General features: G+C 62.3%; 19 protein-coding genes and 2 pseudogenes. 13 read left to right on the forward strand and 8 right to left on the reverse strand.

Going from position 1 to position 19102, the window contains the following annotated elements; all coding sequences use genetic code 11:
* Positions 1-2: 2 nt before the first annotated feature.
* The 3 genes from H0241_RS12925 to H0241_RS12935 form a co-directional block, all read right to left on the reverse strand.
* The gene (locus H0241_RS12925; RefSeq protein ID WP_181057932.1) at positions 3-653 is read right to left on the reverse strand and encodes an amino acid ABC transporter permease; all 651 of its coding nucleotides are present in this window, start codon (positions 651-653) and stop codon (positions 3-5) included.
* A gap of 1 nt (position 654) precedes the next feature.
* A complete protein-coding gene (locus H0241_RS12930) occupies positions 655-1320 on the reverse strand; it encodes an amino acid ABC transporter permease (RefSeq protein WP_181057934.1) in 666 nt (221 codons plus the stop codon).
* An 86-nt stretch (positions 1321-1406) separates the two neighbouring features.
* Positions 1407-2276, reverse strand: a complete 870-nt coding sequence (locus H0241_RS12935) for a transporter substrate-binding domain-containing protein (RefSeq protein ID WP_181057936.1) — start codon at positions 2274-2276, stop codon at positions 1407-1409.
* A 116-nt stretch (positions 2277-2392) separates the two neighbouring features.
* On the opposite strand from H0241_RS12935, the gene H0241_RS12940 reads away from it, so the two are divergent.
* A complete protein-coding gene (locus H0241_RS12940; protein ID WP_181057938.1) occupies positions 2393-3208 on the forward strand; it encodes an IclR family transcriptional regulator in 816 nt (271 codons plus the stop codon).
* A gap of 26 nt (positions 3209-3234) precedes the next feature.
* On the opposite strand, the gene H0241_RS12945 is transcribed toward H0241_RS12940, so the two are convergent.
* Positions 3235-3438, reverse strand: coding sequence for a YdcH family protein (locus H0241_RS12945; protein ID WP_112559568.1), 204 nt, complete (start codon positions 3436-3438; stop codon positions 3235-3237).
* A 239-nt stretch (positions 3439-3677) separates the two neighbouring features.
* Here H0241_RS12945 and H0241_RS12950 point away from each other — a divergent pair, with 239 nt between their 5' ends.
* The 5 genes from H0241_RS12950 to H0241_RS12970 all read left to right on the forward strand — a co-directional run bounded on the left by H0241_RS12950 (position 3678) and on the right by H0241_RS12970 (position 7669).
* Positions 3678-3857 (forward strand): YdcH family protein, encoded by a 180-nt coding sequence (locus H0241_RS12950; protein WP_095487303.1) that lies wholly within the window; start codon positions 3678-3680, stop codon positions 3855-3857.
* Positions 3858-4152: 295 nt separating this feature from the next.
* Positions 4153-5406 carry a flavodoxin-dependent (E)-4-hydroxy-3-methylbut-2-enyl-diphosphate synthase gene (ispG, locus tag H0241_RS12955; RefSeq protein WP_181057941.1) on the forward strand — a complete coding sequence of 418 codons (1254 nt, stop codon included), beginning with the start codon at positions 4153-4155 and terminating at the stop codon, positions 5404-5406.
* A 3-nt stretch (positions 5407-5409) separates the two neighbouring features.
* A complete protein-coding gene (locus tag H0241_RS12960) occupies positions 5410-6270 on the forward strand; it encodes a lytic transglycosylase domain-containing protein (protein WP_181057943.1) in 861 nt (286 codons plus the stop codon).
* Positions 6271-6310: 40 nt separating this feature from the next.
* Positions 6311-6871 (forward strand): phosphotransferase-like protein, encoded by a 561-nt coding sequence (locus H0241_RS12965; protein ID WP_456238127.1) that lies wholly within the window; start codon positions 6311-6313, stop codon positions 6869-6871.
* A gap of 45 nt (positions 6872-6916) precedes the next feature.
* Positions 6917-7669 (forward strand): Stf0 family sulfotransferase, encoded by a 753-nt coding sequence (locus H0241_RS12970; protein WP_181057945.1) that lies wholly within the window; start codon positions 6917-6919, stop codon positions 7667-7669.
* A gap of 83 nt (positions 7670-7752) precedes the next feature.
* On the opposite strand, the gene H0241_RS12975 is transcribed toward H0241_RS12970, so the two are convergent.
* Both H0241_RS12975 and H0241_RS12980 read right to left on the reverse strand, forming a co-directional pair.
* A complete protein-coding gene (locus tag H0241_RS12975) occupies positions 7753-10095 on the reverse strand; it encodes a response regulator (protein ID WP_181057948.1) in 2343 nt (780 codons plus the stop codon).
* 407 nt (positions 10096-10502) lie between these two features.
* Positions 10503-10826, reverse strand: a pseudogene (locus H0241_RS12980) (AtaL-like protein); the annotation flags it as partial.
* Between the two features lie 83 nt (positions 10827-10909).
* Here H0241_RS12980 and H0241_RS12985 point away from each other — a divergent pair.
* The 3 genes and pseudogenes from H0241_RS12985 to H0241_RS12995 all read left to right on the forward strand — a co-directional run bounded on the left by H0241_RS12985 (position 10910) and on the right by H0241_RS12995 (position 13720).
* Positions 10910-11488: a TetR/AcrR family transcriptional regulator gene (locus H0241_RS12985; RefSeq protein ID WP_181058231.1), complete on the forward strand. Its 579-nt coding sequence runs from the start codon at positions 10910-10912 to the stop codon at positions 11486-11488.
* A 46-nt stretch (positions 11489-11534) separates the two neighbouring features.
* A complete protein-coding gene (gene fabF / locus H0241_RS12990; RefSeq protein ID WP_181057952.1) occupies positions 11535-12812 on the forward strand; it encodes a beta-ketoacyl-ACP synthase II in 1278 nt (425 codons plus the stop codon).
* A gap of 92 nt (positions 12813-12904) precedes the next feature.
* A pseudogene (locus H0241_RS12995) lies at positions 12905-13720 on the forward strand (oxidoreductase).
* 445 nt (positions 13721-14165) lie between these two features.
* Here H0241_RS12995 and H0241_RS13000 read toward each other — a convergent pair.
* A complete protein-coding gene (locus H0241_RS13000) occupies positions 14166-14750 on the reverse strand; it encodes a TetR/AcrR family transcriptional regulator (protein ID WP_181057954.1) in 585 nt (194 codons plus the stop codon).
* A 103-nt stretch (positions 14751-14853) separates the two neighbouring features.
* Between H0241_RS13000 and H0241_RS13005 the strand changes: the two genes are divergently transcribed.
* Positions 14854-15669 (forward strand): oxidoreductase, encoded by an 816-nt coding sequence (locus tag H0241_RS13005; protein WP_181057955.1) that lies wholly within the window; start codon positions 14854-14856, stop codon positions 15667-15669.
* Positions 15670-15737: 68 nt separating this feature from the next.
* Positions 15738-16739, forward strand: coding sequence for an NADP-dependent oxidoreductase (locus H0241_RS13010; RefSeq protein ID WP_181057957.1), 1002 nt, complete (start codon positions 15738-15740; stop codon positions 16737-16739).
* Between the two features lie 39 nt (positions 16740-16778).
* Here the strand turns inward: H0241_RS13010 and H0241_RS13015 are convergent, their stop codons facing one another.
* Positions 16779-17696 carry a polyprenyl synthetase family protein gene (locus H0241_RS13015; RefSeq protein ID WP_181057959.1) on the reverse strand — a complete coding sequence of 306 codons (918 nt, stop codon included), beginning with the start codon at positions 17694-17696 and terminating at the stop codon, positions 16779-16781.
* Between the two features lie 131 nt (positions 17697-17827).
* On the opposite strand from H0241_RS13015, the gene H0241_RS13020 reads away from it, so the two are divergent.
* The gene (locus H0241_RS13020; RefSeq protein ID WP_181058232.1) at positions 17828-18535 is read left to right on the forward strand and encodes a transglycosylase domain-containing protein; all 708 of its coding nucleotides are present in this window, start codon (positions 17828-17830) and stop codon (positions 18533-18535) included.
* A 198-nt stretch (positions 18536-18733) separates the two neighbouring features.
* A complete protein-coding gene (gene rpmF, locus H0241_RS13025) occupies positions 18734-18916 on the forward strand; it encodes a 50S ribosomal protein L32 (protein ID WP_008834724.1) in 183 nt (60 codons plus the stop codon).
* Positions 18917-19102 lie beyond the last annotated feature (186 nt).

A 19102-nucleotide genomic window follows, 5' to 3' on the forward strand; every position in this document is an offset into this window, starting at 1 on the left:
TGCTAGTCCCGGATGAAGGCAAAGCGCCGTTCCAGCCGCCGGCTGGCGTAGGAAAGCGCATAGTTGACGGCGAAATAGATCAAGGCGCCGAGGATGTAGAGCGGCATCGCCTCATAGGTGCGGCCGATGACCTGGTTGATCGCCTGCATCAAATCGGTGATGCCGAGCAGCGAGACCAGCGCGCTGCCCTTGACCGCGTCGGTGACACCGTTGATCCAGGGCGGCAGGAAGCGGCGGAGGGCCTGCGGAAAGATGACAGAGGTGAGCCGCTGGCGAAAGGTCAGGCCGATCGCCATCGCCGCCTCGGACTGGCCTTTGGGAATGGAGCCGACGGCGCCGCGCACATATTCGACGACCTGCGCCGTTTTGAACAAGGTCAGCGCCAGCACCGCTGCCCAGAACGATTGCAGGTGCAGCCCAGCGGCGGGCAGGCCGTAATACACGAAGAACATCAGCACCAGGATCGGGATGCCGCGGATGGTGTCCGAGAAGATGCGCACCGCCCAGCGCACCGGCGCTGGGCCATAGACGAGGCCGACGCCGAGCGCGACGCCGGCAATCAGCGACAGCACCACGACGAGCAGCGACACCCACAAGGTCACGGCGAAACCCTGGGCGAGGAACGGCAGGGCGTAAAGGATCTGGCTAAGCATGTCAGCGCGCCGCCCTGAACCGGCGCTCGACCAGCCGCAGGCCGAAGAGCAGGGTGTAGCCGGTCACCAGATACATTGCCGTCGTCACCAGATAGACCTCGACGATGCGGAACGTGTTGAAGTTGATCCACTGGGCGCCGTAGGTCAGCTCGGGCACGGAGATGACCGAGGCGATGGACGTGTCCTTGAACAGCGAGATGAAGGTGTTGGAGAGGGCCGGCAAGGTTATGCGCAGCATCGTCGGCAGGCGCACGTGAACAAGCCGCTGCCAAGGCGTGAGCCCGATCGCCTTGCCGGCATCTAGCTGCCCGCGCGGCACGGCTTCCAGCCCGGAGCGGAACACCTCGACCAGATAGGCGCCGCTATAGACCGACAGCGTCAGCACGAACGAGGTCGGCGCGTCGTAGGCGAGATCGACCACCGTCGGCACGCCGTAGAAGACGAGATAGACCAGCAGGATCAGCGGCACGTTGCGGATGAATTCGACATAGGCGGCGATGATGCCCCGTACGACGCGCCCCGCCGAAACGTACCAGACCGCCAGTACGAGCCCGATGACGATGCCGATGGCGATCGAGATGACGGCGAGCTCGAGACTGAGCAGCAGGCCACCCCACAGCTTGTCGAAATGCCGCCAGATCAGGTTGAAGTTGAGGGCATAGCCCATGCGTCCGCCTCAATATCCAACGTGGCATCACGCTGTCGAGGAAAAGGAGGCGGAAGGGCGTTTGCTCGCCCCTCCGTCGGCTTTTGTCAGATCACCGGAAAACCGGGATGCCGCGCCGGCGGCTCCAACCCGAAATAGTCCTTCAATGCCGCGTCGTAGAGCGCCGTTTCATGACCGAACATTGCGGTCGCGAAGGTCGTGTTGACGAAGGCCAGCCAGTCGAGATCGCCCTGCCGCAGCGCGGCGCCGTAAAGCATCGAGAACCAGCTCTTGCCGGCATCGAAATACTTGTCGGGATTGCGAGAGGCGAGCCAGCGGACCGTCGAGAGATCTACGGCGGCCGCGTCGACGCGCTTCGATTCCAGTGCCTGCAGCACGTTGGCCTGAGTGTCGATCTGCATCACTTGTGACTCCGGCAAGACGAGATGCACATTTGCCTCGGCATCGACGTTCTGCAGGATGGAAATCCGCGTTGCCGAACCGCCGGCGAGCAGCTTGTCGAAGGTCTTGTTCTCGGCTGTCGGAAGCGTCAGCAGTGCGACGCCCTCGACGTAGTACGGCCTGGAGAAGTTGATCAGCTGCGAGCGCTGGGCGGTCATGGTCATGAATTGGATGGTGATGTCGACCTTGTTGGTGGTGACATTCGGAATGCGCTGCGCCGGGTCCTGCATGACGAACTCGACCTTGGTCGGGTCGTCAAAAAGCCCCTTGGCCAGGATGTGCCCCATGGTGATATCCATGCCGACGAGTTCGCCGGCATCGTTCTCGAAATGCCAAGGCGCGTTGGTGCTGCCGGTGCCGACGATCAGCTTGCCGCGGTCGAGCGCGGTGCGCAGCACGCTGTCGGTTGCGGCCTGTGCTGCCGCCTTTTCGGCGCTGACCGCGGTCATCACGCCGGCCGTTGCCAGTCCGGCCATGCCCAGTTTCAGAAAATCTCGCTTGGATGCGTCGTTCACTGCGACCTCCTGTTCGTTTGAGTTCCCCTTACAGGCACATGTGTCGCATGCGATTTGTCTCTTACAAAAGACACATGTATCCTATACAAGACAGATACTAACATCAGGAATCAGTTATGCAAGACAGCAATGGGATCACCGATCAGCCGGAGCTTGGTCCAGCCGAGGCCCTGACGGCGGACAAGGCCTCAGGTTCTCGCGAAAAGGGTCTCAACCGGGTGCTGGAGATCCTGGAGTTCCTGCATGTCACGCAGCGCGCCATCGGCATTGGTGACCTCGCCAAGGGGGTGAATGCGCCGCGCTCCACCACCTATACGCTGGTGCGCTCGCTGGTCGATGCGGGTCTCTTGGAGATGGAGGGCGACGGCAACAGAGTCTATTTCGGCAAGAAGCTCTACCTCTACGGAATGGACTATGTCAGGGGCAACGACCTGCTTAGGAGAGGCCGGCAGGAGGTCGACAATCTGTCACGCGAGACCGGCGAGACCTCCGAATTGTGCATGCTGCAAAGCGGCCGCTACACCATCGTCCATTCCAGCCCCGGCACCAGGCCTTTCCGCATCAGCTCGGCCACCGGCCTGCAGATCCCGCTGCCATGGACGGCATCAGGGCGGCTGCTTCTGGCCGGGTTGGAAAGGGCCGCCATCCAGGACATGGTGTCGGACGATGACCTTTTGCTGCCGGACGGTCGCAGGCTGCAGCTCGACGATTTCATCGCTGACATCGCGACAGCCAGGACGACGGGCTATTGCATCACTTCGGGGCTGGTTGACGCCTACACCAAATGCCTGGCCGCCCCGGTCTTCGCCGCCGCCGGCAAGGTCGAGGCGACGATGTGCCTGGTGGTGCCGATCGACACCACGGCGGACAAGACCGACGAATTGCTCACGCTGCTGCGCCAGCGCGCGGCGCGACTGTCGATAGCGGGATGAACAGTTAGGCCCTGAGGCTCGGCCGGCTAAGCTATGATGTCTGGGATGATCTTGTCTTCCAGCGCCATCAACCGGTCCTTGAGGAAAAGCTTCTTCTTCTTCATGCGCTGGATCTGCAAGGGATCACAGCCCATGGCGATCATCGCATTGATGGCCGCGTCGAAATCGGCATGCTCTTGTTTCAGCCGAGAAAATTCGAGGCGAATATCAGCCTGTTCCTGTTCGGACATTACCTACCGTCTGCACGTCTGCGGCGCCCAGCAATGGGCTTGATTGGGCGGGGGCGGCATCAATTGCCACCGGCGCGCAGGCAATATCACATTTCACATTGTCGTGGAATGCTACCACGCAGCATTCGACATCGCCGCTGGATGGTGGCAGAGTGTCATGGTGCCGTCACAGATGCGACCTGCGGTGGACGTGCCTTTGACGGCTGCAATCGAGGAAACCATGAAAGGGAGAACCAATCATGTCTCTTGCATCCCATCTTGATGAGTTGCAGCGGAAACACGGTGATATCGAACGCGAGATCGATGATGCGATGAACCATCCATCGGTCGACGACCTCGAAATCGTGAATCTCAAGCGACGCAAGCTGGCACTCAAGGACGAGATTGAAAAACTGAAGGCGAAACCGACGACACACTGACGCCCTTCCTGGAGTAGTCGCGCCGCCTAGGCGCGTATCCATCGCTCCGGTGGCGACACGCCGCCGGAGAGCTGTATTTGTTACTGTTTCCCACACTATTGGCCGGTCGACACCGTCTGTGACGGGTCGCCGCGCCAGTGCGATTTGGCGGCTCTGCCCGGCTGTCGCCATTGACAAGCCATCTTTGCTCCTCCACCTCATGCCCGAACCTCAGCGCAATGCGCTGATAACTGTTTGAGCGTAGTTGTGCGTCGACGTGGACGTATGTCGCTCGGGTGAGCAAGAGGCTGCCGGCATGACCGGGTATTTTTCCTCCCCCTTTCCGCGCCGGACATCGGTCGGCGTCGATGTCGGCGGCGTGATCGTCGGTGGTGGCGCGCCGGTCGTCGTGCAGTCGATGACCAACACCGACACGGCCGATATCGACCAGACCGTCGCGCAGGTTGCGGCTTTGCACCGTGCCGGCTCGGAGATCGTGCGCATCACCGTCGACCGGGACGAGAGTGCGGCCGCCGTGCCGCGCATCCACGAACGGCTACAGCGGCTTGGCATCAATGTGCCGTTGGTCGGCGATTTCCACTATATCGGCCACAAGCTGCTCGCCGATCATCCAGCCTGCGCCGAGGCGCTGGCCAAATACCGCATCAACCCGGGCAATGTCGGCTTCAAGGACAAGAGGGACCGCCAGTTCGCGGCGATCGTCGACATGGCGATCAAGCACGACAAGCCGGTGCGCATCGGCGTCAATTGGGGGTCGCTCGACCAGGAGTTGCTCACCCGGCTGATGGACGAAAACCAGGCGCAAGGTTTTCCGCTGACGGCGCAGGAGGTCACCCGCGAGGCGATCGTGCAGTCGGCGATCCTGTCGGCCGAAATGGCCGAAGAGATCGGCCTTGCCCGCGAAAAGATCATCCTGTCGGCCAAGGTCAGCGGCGTGCAGGATTTGATCGCCGTCTACACTGAGCTTGCGACGCGCTCCAACCATGCGCTGCATCTCGGCCTGACCGAAGCCGGCATGGGCTCGAAAGGCATCGTCGCCTCGTCGGCCGCCATGGGCATTCTGTTGCAGCAAGGCATCGGCGACACCATCCGCATCTCGCTGACCCCGGAGCCGAATGGCGACCGCACCCGCGAGGTGCAGGTGTCGCAGGAATTGCTCCAGACCATGGGCTTCCGCCAGTTCGTGCCGATCGTCGCCGCTTGCCCCGGCTGCGGCCGTACCACGTCCACCGTGTTCCAGGAGCTGGCGCAGAACATCCAGGCCGATTTGCGCAAGAACATGCCGGTGTGGCGCGAGAAATATCCCGGCGTCGAGAACCTCAAGGTCGCGGTGATGGGTTGCATCGTCAACGGCCCCGGCGAATCCAAGCATGCCGATATCGGCATTTCGCTGCCCGGCACCGGCGAGACGCCGACGGCGCCGGTCTTCGTGGACGGCAAGAAGGCGGCGACGCTGCGCGGTCCGTCGATCGCCGCCGATTTCGAGAAAATGGTCGCCGACTATATCGAGCAGCGGTTTGGGCAGCACGGCAAGGCCGCGGCCGAATAGGCCATGCGGGGGCTGCTCCAAGCCGGTGTGATCCTGCTCTGCGGGCTGGGTTTTACCGGACAGGCCCTCGCCGATCCGCCGCAATCGCGCTCGGCGGCAAAACGATTGATTGGCCGTGTCTGCGACCTGATCGAGGCGCATGCCGAACAAAACGGCCTGCCCAAGGACTATTTCGCACGGCTGATCTGGAAGGAAAGCCGCTTCGATCCCAATGCGGTGAGCCCGGTGGGCGCCGAAGGCATCGCCCAGTTCATGCCGGGTACCGCCAAGATGCGCGGGCTGGCCGACCCGTTCGACATCGACCAGGCGATCCCGGCCTCGGCAAAGTATCTTGGCGAGATGAAACTCGCCTACGGCAATCTCGGCCTGGCGGCGGCAGCCTACAATGCCGGCGAGAACCGGGTGTCGCGCTGGCTTGATACCGGCGGCTTCCTGCCGATGGAGACAGAAGCTTACGTCTTCGACGTCATGGGCGAGCCGGTCGACAAGTTTTCCGACAGCGCCTACGCCGGAATGGTCGAGCCGCTCGATGCCAGGACAAGCTTTGCGGTTGCTTGCCGCAAGCTGCCGGTGATCATGTCGCGAACGGTCGCCATGGCCTCGATCAATGTGAAGCCATGGGGCGTGCAGGTGGCCGGAAATTTCCGCCGGGGCGCCGCGATCAATCAGTGGCTTAGGGTGCGGAGTCGGTTTCCGGCGCTGCTATCCGGCCATGATCCGGTGGTGAGCCGGGTGCGCACGCCGATCGGCCGGCGCGGCATCTATGCCGTCAGGATCGGCGTCGATGACCGCGCCGCTGCTAACGTCATCTGCCAGAAACTGCAAAGCGTCGGCGGCGCCTGTATCGTGGTGCGCAACCGGTAGGCTTGATCGCGGCGCGGCTTCTCTTTGGAAGGTTTGCGAGATGACAGCCAGGATCGTCCTGCTCAATGGTGTCGGCAGCGCCGGCAAAAGTTCGATCGCGAGAGCCCTGCAGACAATCACTGCCGCGCCGTTCCTGCATGTCCAGATGGATGTCTTCATCGACATGATGCCGGAGGCGTTTCAGAACCATGCCGACAGGTTTTCCTTTGAAACGGTGTTGGAAGACGGCAAGCCGTCGGTGGTGATCCGGAGCGGGCCTGTCGGCGCGCGAACCATGCGCGGCATGCGCCACGCCATCGCCGCCATGGCAGGGCAAGGCAACAATCTCATCGTCGACGACGTGCTCTGCAATGGCGGGATATCGGAATATCTCCAGCTGCTGTCAGGTTTCGATCTGCATCTCGTTGGCGTCATTGCGCCGCTCGACGTCCTTGAGGCAAGGGAAGCCGCGCGCCGACAGGCTGCCGGGACTGGCGCGCTGGCAGTATGGGCGCGTCCACAAGGGCATAGACTACGATCTCGAAGTCGACACCAGCCGGCTGACGCCGCTCCATTGCGCCCGTCGCATCCAGCAGGAATTTCAGCTATAGGCCGACGCTGAAGTGGCCGGGCTTGCCCTGGCTCTGACGAGCGGCAAGGACAGCGCATGTTAGACGGCTACATAATCTGCGGCACGCCGAGAACTGGAAGCACGTTGCTGTGCGGCCTGCTGGCATCGACGAAGACGGCCGGCGATCCGCACTCGTTCTACCGACGGCAGGACATGGCGGAGTGGGCCGAAGAGTGGCATTTGCCGCATCCGGAGACGATGAACGCGCATGAGTTCGATGTCGCCTATCTCCAGGCAGCGATCAGCGCCGGCAAGGGCCAGACAGATGTCTTCGGCCTGCGTCTGATGCGGGAAAATCTGGATGAGCTTTCGGCGATCCTCGACCGGATTTTCCCAGGCCTGCCATCGGACAAAGCGCGGTTCGAAAAAGCCTTCGGCCGCGTCCTCTACATTCACCTGTCGCGCGAGAACAAGCTGGCGCAGGCTGTCTCCCTGATCAAAGCCGAGCAGACCGGGCTTTGGCATGTCGCGCCCGACGGAACCGAGATCGAACGGGTCGCGCCGCCGCAGGAACCCCGTTACGATTTCGAGCGGATCCGGCATGAGCTCGCCGAACTCGAAGCCTATGATGCGGCCTGGAACGCGTGGTTCGCCGAGCAGGGGATCGTCCCGCTGCGGATCGGCTATGAACGCCTGTCAGCCAATTCGGCCGCCACGTTGGCTTCCATCTGCGAGGCCCTGGGCGCCCCGCCGCCCAATGCCGCTGACGTAAAGCCGGGCGTCGCAAAACTCTCGGACGCGACCAGCCTGGACTGGATGCGGCGCTATGATCTGGACGCGGCCGTCTGAGGGATTTGTCTGACGCAGTTCGCAAGGGAAAGCGCTACGCGCTTTTCCCGGGAAAACCGCGTCGCACTTTTCCTGGAATTGCTCTAAGCCGTCTTCGCCGCCACAGTCTCGCTGAGCCAGGTGCCGATCTTGCTGCCGAGGCGATCGGGCGAGACGGGCTTGGGCAAATAGTCGTCCATGCCGGCCTCGATGCATTTGTCGCGGTCGCCTTTCAGCGCGTGCGCGGTGACGCCGATGATCGGTGTGTGGTCGCCTGTCGCGGCCTCCGCCGCCCTGATGGCGCGGGTCGCCTCGTAGCCGTTCATCTCCGGCATGGAGACGTCCATCAGGATCAGCTTCGGCCGCAGCGCCCGGTACATCTCGACGGCGGTGCGGCCATTGCCGGCGATGCGGTAGCTGAGGCCAAGCCCATTGAGGATCTGGCCGAACACCAGCTGGTTCACGTCATTGTCCTCGGCAATCAGGATGTCGATCGGGCCATTCGGCGTGGTCATCGATTCGGGCACTGTGGCCGCAGGCATCACCGGACCGCGAATGACGGTGAAGGCCGGCGGCGCCACGGGCGCTGCCTGCGCGACAACCGGCTCGCGAACGAAGTGGGCTTTGCCGATCTGGGCACGCGCCTTCTGGATGACCGAGATGACGGTGCCGAGCAGGATGGCCGAGCGCGCCGGCTTCGTCAGATGCGCGGCAATGCCGAAATCGATGACCATCTTGCCGAAATCGACCTGGTCGACCGAAGTCAGCAGCACCATCGGGATGGCGGAGAGACGGCTGTCGGCGGCAATCGCCTTGGCGACATCGGCGCCATTCATGCCGGGCATCTGGTAGTCGAGGATGATGCAATCGACCGCGGCGCCGAGCTGGCTGGCCCGGTCGAGGAAGGCGAGGCCGACAGCGCCGCTTTCGGCGGCCGCGCAGTCGAAGCTCCAGCTCCGCAACTGTTCCAGCAGGATCTCGCGGTTGACCGGGTTGTCGTCGATGACCAGCACGCGGGCGCCGGTGACGTCGACGGGCACGATCTCGTTGCGGGTGTCCTGCTGATGCGCCGGCAGCGGCACCGCGAACCAGAACACCGAGCCGCGGCCGATCTCGCTTTCGACGCCGATCTTGCCGCCCATCAGGTCGACGAGGCGGGCGGCAATGGCAAGGCCGAGGCCGGTGCCTTCATGGCGGCGTGTCGACGAGCCGTCGACCTGGGCGAATTTCTCGAACACATTCTCCAGCTTCTCTGCCGGAATGCCGATGCCGGTGTCCTCGACGCGGACCTTGAGCTGGACCAGACCGTCGACCACATCGCCGCCGACATCGATCAGCACATGGCCCTTTTCGGTGAACTTCACCGCATTGCCAAGCAGATTGGTGACGATCTGGCGGAAGCGTCCGGCATCGCCGACCACATGGGCCGGTAGGCGCGGGTCGACACGCACGATCAGCTCGAGGTTCTTTTCGGCGACGCGCGCCGACACCAGCGTGGCGACGTCCTCGACCGCTTCGGCAAGCCGGAAGGGGGCCGGATCGAGCGTCAGCTGGCCGGCATTGATCTTGGAGAAATCGAGGATGTCGTTGATGATGGTGAGCAGCGCGTTGCCGGATTTGACGATGACGTCGGTGAAGGTTTTCTGGCGCGCGGTAAGGTCGGTCTTGGCGAGCAGCTCGGCCATGCCCAGCACGCCGTTCATCGGCGTGCGGATCTCGTGGCTCATATTGGCCAGGAATTCCGATTTGGCGCGGTCGGCCGCTTCGGCCTTGAACAAGGATGCAGCGGATTCAGTGAAAGCGCGGCGGATCGCCTTTTCCATCGGCCGGAAGATCCACAAGGCGACAATGGCAAGAACCGCAAACAAAAGGCCGCTGGCCCACAAAAGCAGCCGGTCGCTGGAGGCGTCGGCCAGATGGCGTTCGCCGTCCATGGCGGTGCGCACCCGCACCAGCATCGGCTGGACGAACAGATCGTTCTGGTTGAGGATTTCGCGCGAGCTCCATTCATCGGTCTTTTGCGCCGCCGACATCAGGTTGAAGTTGCGCACCATGTCACGCGACGACCAGAACAGGTCACCGTTAACGGCAGCCGAGGAGAGTTCGCCCAGCGTTTTGGCCGACAGGCTCGGCTTGATCGCGGCAAGCTGGGCCGAGAGCGTTTCGATCTCACCGGTCAGGCGTTGCGAATGGCCGCGCGCGGCGGCCGCAAGGCCGTCACGGGTTTCGGTGCGCCAGGCGGTGCTGGCGGTTTCGGCAAAACTGGAGGCGTTGCGCAGATCGCGGGTGAAGACGACGAGGTTGCTGCTCAGCGCATCGATGTCGTGACGGAAGGAATTGACGCGATTGAGCGCAAACATCACAGCGGCGGAGGCCAGCGCAAAGATCAGCAATCCGGAGATATAGCGGATCCGGATCGAGCGGATGAAGAAAGAATATTCCGGCATGCGCAACCCCAACACATACGCATCATTTTAACGGTCGGGATTACGCTTGATTTACATTAAAATTTCGTTCGTGGTGGTGCCTGACACATGGGCAGAAGACGGCCGCATGGTGATTGAGAGCTTTTGTCCCGAAGGCGACCGCCGTGAGGCGCCGACGTTTGGCGGCTTTGCGCCTCATGGCAGCCATTCAAACGGTCCAGTCCATTCACCAAAACCGGACATCGCTGCAAAGGCCGCAGCCGGCTTTGCCAAGAGCGCACGTGAGCGAGGAGGGCAGAGAGCCAACCTAGCTGCATCGCGCTGGAATTCGGCACCTGGACGGAAAGCGGAGCTTCGCTGTACGTGCAAGTAGCGGTACAAGATGGGCGTTGTAGCTGAGTATTCCGCTAGGTTGCGCACGGCATGGAGTAGAAGCAAAGCTGCAGTGCGCCTTCCTCATCTTCGAACAGTTCGTTGACAGTCACTCCCTTGCGCGGACCGGCCGCCTGGAAGAAGGCGACCTTGCTTTCCGGCTCAAGCGTGACGATCTCGCGCAAGTCGTAGCCACGGATCGTGGCTTCACGCACTAAGTGGGTCGCGCTTTCCTCAACAACCTCACAACGGGTGCAGAGACCTGGGACGAGGAACAAGCACGCGTCGCGTGCTTTGAGTTCAAGACCCTTCCACGCTTGAGCGCGCGTCAACCGAGGTTCGCCTTCCGGGTTTACCGGAATAGCGGTTCTCTTTTTCACGCTCGCGCCTCACATCAAATTAGATTGCATTCGATTTCTATATCGATTATAGATTACGAACGCAATCAAAATGGAGAGCGATGATGCGCGTCAGCCGAATTCAAGCCGCAGAAAACCGCGAAACCGTGATCAATGTGGCAAGCCGTCTTTTTCGGGAGCGAGGCTTTGACGGCATCGGCCTCAAGGACCTGATGAAGGGTGCCGGACTGACCCAAGGCGCCTTTTACAAGCAATTCGAGTCAAAGGACGACTTGGCTGCGCAGGCATCCAGGCGCGCGATGGAGAGCGCCACCCACCGGTGGTCGGCCGCAACGGCAGCAAACCCTGAGAATCCGCTCGACGCAGTGATCTCGTTCTATCTCAGCATGGATCATCGCGAAGAGAAGATGGACGGCTGCCCGGTCGTTGCACTCGGCTCGGATGCTGCCAGACAGGGTGCCGACGTGAAGGCGTCATTCGAAGCCGGGATCAAGGAGTACCTTGAGATGCTAGGCCGTTGGGTTGGCGAGGCCGACGGCGACGAGGCCGGCGGCAAGGCCATGGCCATTCTCTCGACAATGGTCGGCGCGGTGCTGCTCTCGCGGGTCGTCAACGACCTGGGCCTCGCGCAGGCTTTTCTAGATGCGGCGACCGATCAGGTTCGCGAAGCAGTCACCGCTTGAACGGCGTGGGCAGCGCTGTCGGCGCACCCAAGTGATAGGAGAATAGATGCGACGGATTGTGGTTACAGGCATGGGGGCGGTCACGCCCCTTGCTGCCGATGTCGAAGCGTCCTGGTCGCGTCTCTTGGCCGGCCGCTCGGGCATCCGGAGGCTTCCGGACGATGTGGTGAGCGACCTGCCCGCGAAGGTCGGCGGGGTGGTGCCCTCCATAGACGAAGACCCGGACAGTGGTTTCGATCCGGATGCCGTCCTGCCGCCGAAGGATCAGCGCAAGGTAGATCGGTTCATTCTCTTTGCGCTGGCGGCGGCGGAAGAGGCGCTTGTGCAGGCAAAATGGAAGCCGGGCTCGGAAACGGATCGCCTGCGCACGGCCACGATCATCGCTTCAGGGATCGGCGGGTTTCCCGCCATCACCGAGGCGGTGCGCACCGTCGACCTGCGTGGCGTCCGCCGCCTGTCGCCCTTTACGGTGCCATCCTTCCTGGTGAATCTTGCTGCAGGCCACATCTCGATCCGCCATGGCTTCAAAGGCCCACTCGGCGCGCCGGTGACGGCGTGCGCGGCCGGCATCCAGGCGATTGGCGATGCGGCTCGTCTTATTCGCGCCAACGAAGCCGATATTGCCGTGTGCGGCGGGACGGAAGCATGCATAAATATCGTCAGCCTGGGTGGGTTTGCCGCGGCACGCTCTCTTTCGACCTCCTTTAATCACCGTCCTGATGAGGCCTCCCGACCGTTCGACAAGTCGCGCGACGGCTTCGTTATGGGCGAAGGAGCCGGCATGCTGGTCATTGAGGAATTGAGCCATGCGCTGGCGCGCGGCGCAAAACCGCTCGCCGAGCTCGTCGGCTACGGGACGACCGCGGATGCTCACCACGTCACTTCTGGTCCTGAGGACGGCGACGGTGCGCGCCGAGCCATGGAAATCGCAATTGCGCAAGCAGGGATTTCGGCGCGCGAGGTTCGTCATCTCAATGCGCATGCGACCTCCACGCCAGTAGGCGACCTAGGTGAGATCGAGGCAATCAAGAGCGTGTTCGGGCGCGATTACGCGATAGCTGTCAGCGCAACGAAATCGGCGACCGGACACCTGCTGGGCGCGGCTGGCGGGCTTGGCGCCATCTTCGCGATCCTGGCGCTCAGGGATCAGGTCGCCCCGCCGACCCTCAATCTGGGCGCGGCCGATCCGGCCGGCGACGGAATCGACTTCGTCGCAAACGAGCCCCGGCCAGTGGAGATGGAGTACGCGATCTCCAATGGATTCGGCTTTGGCGGCGTGAATGCCAGCGCCTTGTTCAGGCGCTGGAACCACCCGGTGGCCTGACGCGAGCGCCAGGGGCAGTCATGACAGACGCCTTTTGCTCCGATCTTTCATGCTTCTCCACTCCGATCCAACGCAAGAAGGAAATCATTTCCATGAACAAGACCAATCCTGGCGTCGCCCTCGTCACAGGGGCATCCTCCGGCATCGGGCGCGCAACCGCCAACACCTTACGGAACGCCGGCTTTCACGTATTCGGAACCAGCCGTCGCATGGCCTCCACACAATCCGACGGCGTTACCATGCTAACTTGCGACGTGACCGACGACGCGTCCGTTGCGACAATGGTCGATGACGTTCTGGCCAAGACCGGACGCATCGACCTGCTTGTCAACAATGCCGGTATGGGTCTGTTTGGCGGCGCGGAGGAGTCCTCAATCGCACAGGCTCAGGCGCTGTTCGAAGTGAATGTCTTCGGCGTTTTCCGCGTGACCAACGCGGTCCTGCCGGCAATGCGACGCCAAGGGAAGGGCAGAATCGTTAATTTGAGTTCGGTGCAGGGGTTCATCCCGGCTCCCTATTTCGCGCTTTACTCGTCGACCAAACACGCCGTCGAGGGTTATTCCGAATCGCTCGATCACGAATTGCGCCCGTTCGGCATTCGCGTTTCGCTAGTCGAGCCCGCCTATACCCGTACGTCATTCGAGGACAATCTCGCCGCCCCCGATCAGTTGCTTGATATCTATGACTCTGCGCGCGCTGGCATGACTATGACCGTTCGGAAATCGATGGAAAAAGGCGATGCGCCCGAAGTGGTAGCCAAGACCATTTTGGCCGCTGCGATCGATCCCGCTCCGAAGAAACGCTATGCGGCGGGAAAAATGGCGCGCTAGGTCAGTTTCCTGCGCCGTTTCGTCCCCGCGTCCGCATTCGACAAAAGCTTGCGAAAGCAGCTCGGGTTGCCGGTCTGACGTCGCCATCAACAACATCTGACAGTCGCGAAAGGACATTGGAAATCATCGGCGCCGGAAAATATTGGCGCGAAAGGTCGAAGCCTAATATTGGCGAACGATGGACGCCCCCATCGTTTCCTGAGCCGGTTCAGCGCGCTCAAAGGTCCCAGGGTCAGAAAGGCCAGTTCACCTAGACGTCTTCTATCCGGCATCTAAGTGGGCTCGGCAAAGTTCGACTGAGGTCAGTTCACGTCGATGCATGGGCCGCCTAAATGTCCGCTTCTCACACTCCAAGCTCCCCAAGCCGCAAGGCCGCTTCCGGCCCAAATCCGGTCATTCCTTAACGCAGATTGAGATGGCCCTGCGCTGGCAATCGCTGACAGCTTCTTGAGGCAAAGCGGACACTTCTTGTAGTGCGACCCGCCCGGATGATGTCAGGCCGCTTTGCCGTTGCCGCCGACCTCTAGGATGCCTTCTCACCCTCAGGGGTCTGGATCAGCCTCCGCGCCGCATCTGCTCCTGCCGCAAGGATACGATCCGACAATTCGGTCCCTGCCACCGCGCGGGCCAGTTGAAGCGTGCCGATGAGGGTCGCAAAGACACCCAGCGCATCGCCTTCCGGATCCTTGGCCCGCGGAAATGCTGCAGACAACTGGCGCGCCAAAATCAACAAGCGGTCGGTATAGACTTCGCGCGTTTCGGGTGGCTGACGCGCGAGTTCCGGCAACAGCGCGGCCGACGCGCAGCCCGTTCCCGGATTGTCCCGGTGCTCAGCTGACAGATACGCCGCTATGCCCATCTCCGGACCACCGGCGGCCAATGCTTCCTGCAGTTGCTGCGACTGGGTCTCCATAGCCGCTACCAGGCTTTCACGTACAAGCTCCGCCTTGGATTGGAAATGCGGATAGAAGGCTCCGTTCGTCAGCCCGGCGTCGCCCATGATGGTTGCCAGTCCGGACGCGGCTATGCCGTCTCCGCGAAAACGCTGGGCGGCGACCTCCACGATCCGATCGCGGGATGCATCCTTTCGGCCCTTTTCGTAGCGCATGGCGGCCGTTCCTTTCTGCTATTGCATTATGAACGTAATGTGATATTACGACTGTAATTCAATCGACGGCAAAAAGCTAGCCCTCATGTCTCTGGAGTATCAAATGAGTACCCTTTCAGGAAGAACTGCGATCGTGACGGGAGCCTCCTCGGGCATCGGCCGCGCCACCGCCGAGGCCTTGGCACGGGCGGGATATACCGTCTTCGGGACAAGTCGCAGCAAGGCCCGCAACAGCCCGACGCAGGTGTCCATGCTGACGTGCGACGTGACCGATGGGGCGTCCGTCAGTGCCCTCGTTTCAGCCGTGCTGGCGCAGACCGGCCGCATCGACCTGCTGGTCAACAATGCCGGTGTCGGGCTGCTTGGCGGCGCCGAGGAATCCTCGGTCGCACAGGTGCAGGCCCTGTTCGACGTCAATCTATTCGGCGTCATCCGCATGACCAATGCCGTGTTGCCGTCGATGCGGCGGCGCGGCCAAGGGCGCATCGTCAACATCGGCTCGATTCTGGGATTGGTACCCGCGCCATACTCAGCGCATTACTCGGCGGTCAAGCACGCGCTCGAGGGCTATTCGGAATCGCTCGATCACGAGGTTCGTGCCTTCAACATTCGCGTCTCGGTCATCGAGCCGGCATTCGTGCGTACCGTCTTCGACCAGAACGGAATCGAGCCGGATTCCTTGGTGGAGGAATATGATCGGGCGCGAGCCGGGGTCAAGGCGCTGCTTGCCGATGTGATGCCCAAAGCCGATCGGCCGGAAGTGGTGGCCGATGTGGTCGTCAAGGCGGCGACCGATGCCCGTCCGCGACGGCGCTATACCGCCGGCAAGGCAGCGCGCCAGGTCAGCCTGCTGCGCCGCTTCGCCCCAGCGGAGATGTTCGACAAGACCTTGCGCAAACAGTTCCGCTTGCCGGTCTGAACAACGGTGAGACCGAGAATTTCACGCACAAACGGCACACCAACAGACACTTTCAGAAAGTCACTGCCATGAAGGCATTCGTTGTCGATAAATATAACAAGAAAGGCATTCTGCGGCTGGCCGAGATGCCGGAGCCGGAGCTGCTGGACAATGATGTCCTGGTCGAGGTCAATGCCGCAGGCGTGAACTTGCTGGATTCCAAAATCAAAACCGGCGAATTCAAGCTCATCCTGCCCTATAGCCGGCCCTTTATCCTGGGTCACGACGTGGCCGGGACGGTTGTCAGGGTGGGATCAAAAGTCCGCAAATTCAAACCCGGCGACGATGTCTATGCGCGGCCGCGCGATGGCCGGATCGGGACATTCGCCGAATTCATCGCGATCGATGAGGCCGACGTGGCCCTGAAGCCCAAAAACCTCAGCATGGAAGAGGCGGCCTCAATCCCCCTGGTCGGTCTGACCGCCTGGCAGGCGCTCATTGAAAGGGCAGGCTTGAAGAAGGGACAGAAGGTCTTCATCCAGGCTGGCTCCGGCGGCGTGGGGACGTTCGCCATCCAATTGGCAAAGCACCTCGGCGCGACCGTTGCGACAACGGTAAGCGCGGCGAGTGCCGATCTGGTCAGGAGCCTCGGGGTCGATGTCGTCGTCGACTACAGGAAGGAAGACTTCGAGAAAGTCCTGTCGGGCTACGACGTCGTCTTGAACAGCCAGGACGCCAAAACGCTTGAAAAATCCCTGAGTGTGCTGAAACCGGGTGGGAAGCTCATTTCCATCTCCGGTCCGCCGGATCCCGAATTTGCCAGGGAAAAGGGGCTGAATTTGATCCTGAGGCTGGTGCTGCGCTTGCTGAGCCGCGCTATTCGGACCAAAGCCAAGCGCCGTGGCGTGAAGTTTTCGTTCCTTTTCATGAGGGGGCAGGGCGATCAGCTGAGCAAAATCACGTCCCTCATCGAATCCGGAGCGATCCGCCCGGTTGTCGATCTGGTCTTTCCATTCGAAGCGACCAATGAGGCCTTGGCTTACGTCGAAACAGGACGTGCCAAGGGCAAGGTCGTCGTCAAGGTCAGATAGCGAGCGCACGCAAGCGCCCATCCGCCAATAGCCAAAACCTCAGCTGTTGCGCGCCGCCACGAAACTGGCCGCTGCTTTCAGCAGGGCTGCCTCTTCGCCGTAAGGTTCAAGCAATTCATGCGCTTGCTTGACCAACCCATGGAGCTGGGCGCGCGCCCAATTCGTGCCGTGCAGCGCCACAAGCGTCGCCTTGCCGGCGGCTGCGTCCTTGCCGGTCGCCTTGCCCATCTGGCTCACATCGGCGGTCAGGTCGAGCAGGTCGTCGGCAAGCTGGAAGGCAAGCCCGACCGCCGAGCCGAATTCGGCCAGCCGGTCGCGGTCCTGTGGTGCCGCGCCGGCAATGATCGCGCCGGCTTCGCAGGCGAATCGGATCAGCGCGCCGGTCTTCATCGCCTGCAGCCGGATGATGCCGGCCTCACCAGGCCTGTTGCGCTCGGCTTCGAGGTCGAGCGTCTGGCCGCCGACCATGCCGCCGGCGCCGGCCGCGCGCGCCAGTGCCAGCAGCAGAGCCGCCCTGCGCTCCGCCGGCAAGGCTGTCGCCTCATCGGCGAGGACGTCGAAGGCAAGCGTCAACAACGCGTCGCCGGCAAGGATGGCGGTGGCTTCGTCGAAAGCCTTGTGCACGGTCGGCTGGCCGCGGCGCAGATCGTCGTCGTCCATGGACGGCAGATCGTCATGGATCAGCGAATAGCAATGCACGCATTCGAGTGCCGCCGCCACGCGGAGTGCCGCTTCACCATCGGCGGCAAAAAGGGCGGCACTTTCCATGACCAGGAACGGGCGCAGCCGCTTGCCGCCGTTCAGCACACCATGGCGCATGGCAGCCATCAGCCGCTCCGGCCGGGCGATCTCGCCGGCAAGCGTACGGCCGTCGAGCAACAGCCTGAGTTCGGTCTCGATCGCCGCCGCCCGCACCAAAAGTGCGGCTTCAAAGGCCAATTGCTCGTCTTTCGTCATGGCCGGGAGCGGTAGCCGACACTCAGACGTTGCGCAAGAAGCCTCACGCCATTATGCCGGAGGCGGGAGAGTGGCGCGGGTGGGGCGGCTTGACGGAACCGATCGTCGATCATGAAACCGAAGGGCTGGACATGGCGCGACCGAGGCGCCTGAACCGCGCCGGTCTGAAGCGCCTGGCTCGGCGCTGCCTTGTCGTCGCCGCCGTGCTGGTGGCGATACCCATTGTGCTGACCTTCCTTTACCTGCCGTCCTTCGTGCATCCGATATCGACCTTGATGGTGAAGGACCTGGCGACATTTTCCGGCTACGACCGGCGCTGGGTGTCGATTGACGATGTGTCGCCGGTGCTGGCCAATTCGGTGATCATGTCGGAGGACGGGCAGTTCTGCTTCCATCGCGGCGTCGATCTCGGCGAATTGCGCGGCGTCGTCGACGATGCGCTGGCCGGCGAGGCAACGCGCGGCGCCTCGACCATCACCATGCAGACGGTGAAGAACCTTTTCCTGTGGTCACGGCCGCTGGGCTCGGTGCGCAAGGTGGTCGAACTGCCGCTGGCCGTCTATTTCGACGCGGTGATGTCGAAACGGCGGATCATGGAGATCTATCTCAACATCGCCGAGTGGGGTCCGGGCATCTACGGCATCGAGGCGGCGGCCCAGCATCATTTCGGCGTTTCGGCCAAACGCCTGTCGCGGCGACAGGCGGCCCTGCTCGCCGTTTCGCTGCCCAATCCGATCGCCCGCAATCCGGCCAAGCCCGGTCCGGGTCTGCGGCGGCTGGCGTCGCTGATCGAGCGTCGCGCCGGTCGGTCGGGCGCATATGTGGGGTGTCTGGATTAGGGTGCGCCTATGTTCAGGTGAGGCCCGCCTGACCTCAAATCTTGCCACGCCTTGTGGTGCCGGCAAAAAAATTTGCCTCAACGCTGGCCAAAACGGCGCAGGGCGTGTATAGGCACCCGACTTTCTCAGATTATGGCCCTGACGCGGCCCTTTCACGAGGGCTATCGGGGCATTTTGACCATGTAGTGGAGCATATCCATGGCCGTTCCGAAACGAAAAACCTCTCCGTCCAAGCGCGGCATGCGCCGCTCGGCCGACGCTCTCAAGGCCCCGACCTACGTCGAGGACAAGAATTCCGGCGAAATGCGCCGCCCGCACCATATCGACCTGAAGACCGGCATGTATCGCGGCCGCCAGGTTTTGACGCCCAAGGAAAGCTGAGACCAGCTTTTCGAAGGGTTTGAGTTGCAAAAGACCGGCCTCTGGCCGGTCTTTTTGCGTTTGGTGGCCGCCGCGCCGCCAGCTATGCCAAAGACCGGGGCGTCCGTGGCGATACAAGCTGCGACGGCAGTGCTGTATTGGGTCTGCATGCCTTGTCGCGGCGCTTCCGCGCGGCGACCGGCCGGC

The organism is Mesorhizobium neociceri (assembly GCF_013520985.1).
Lineage (GTDB): Bacteria > Pseudomonadota > Alphaproteobacteria > Rhizobiales > Rhizobiaceae > Mesorhizobium > Mesorhizobium neociceri.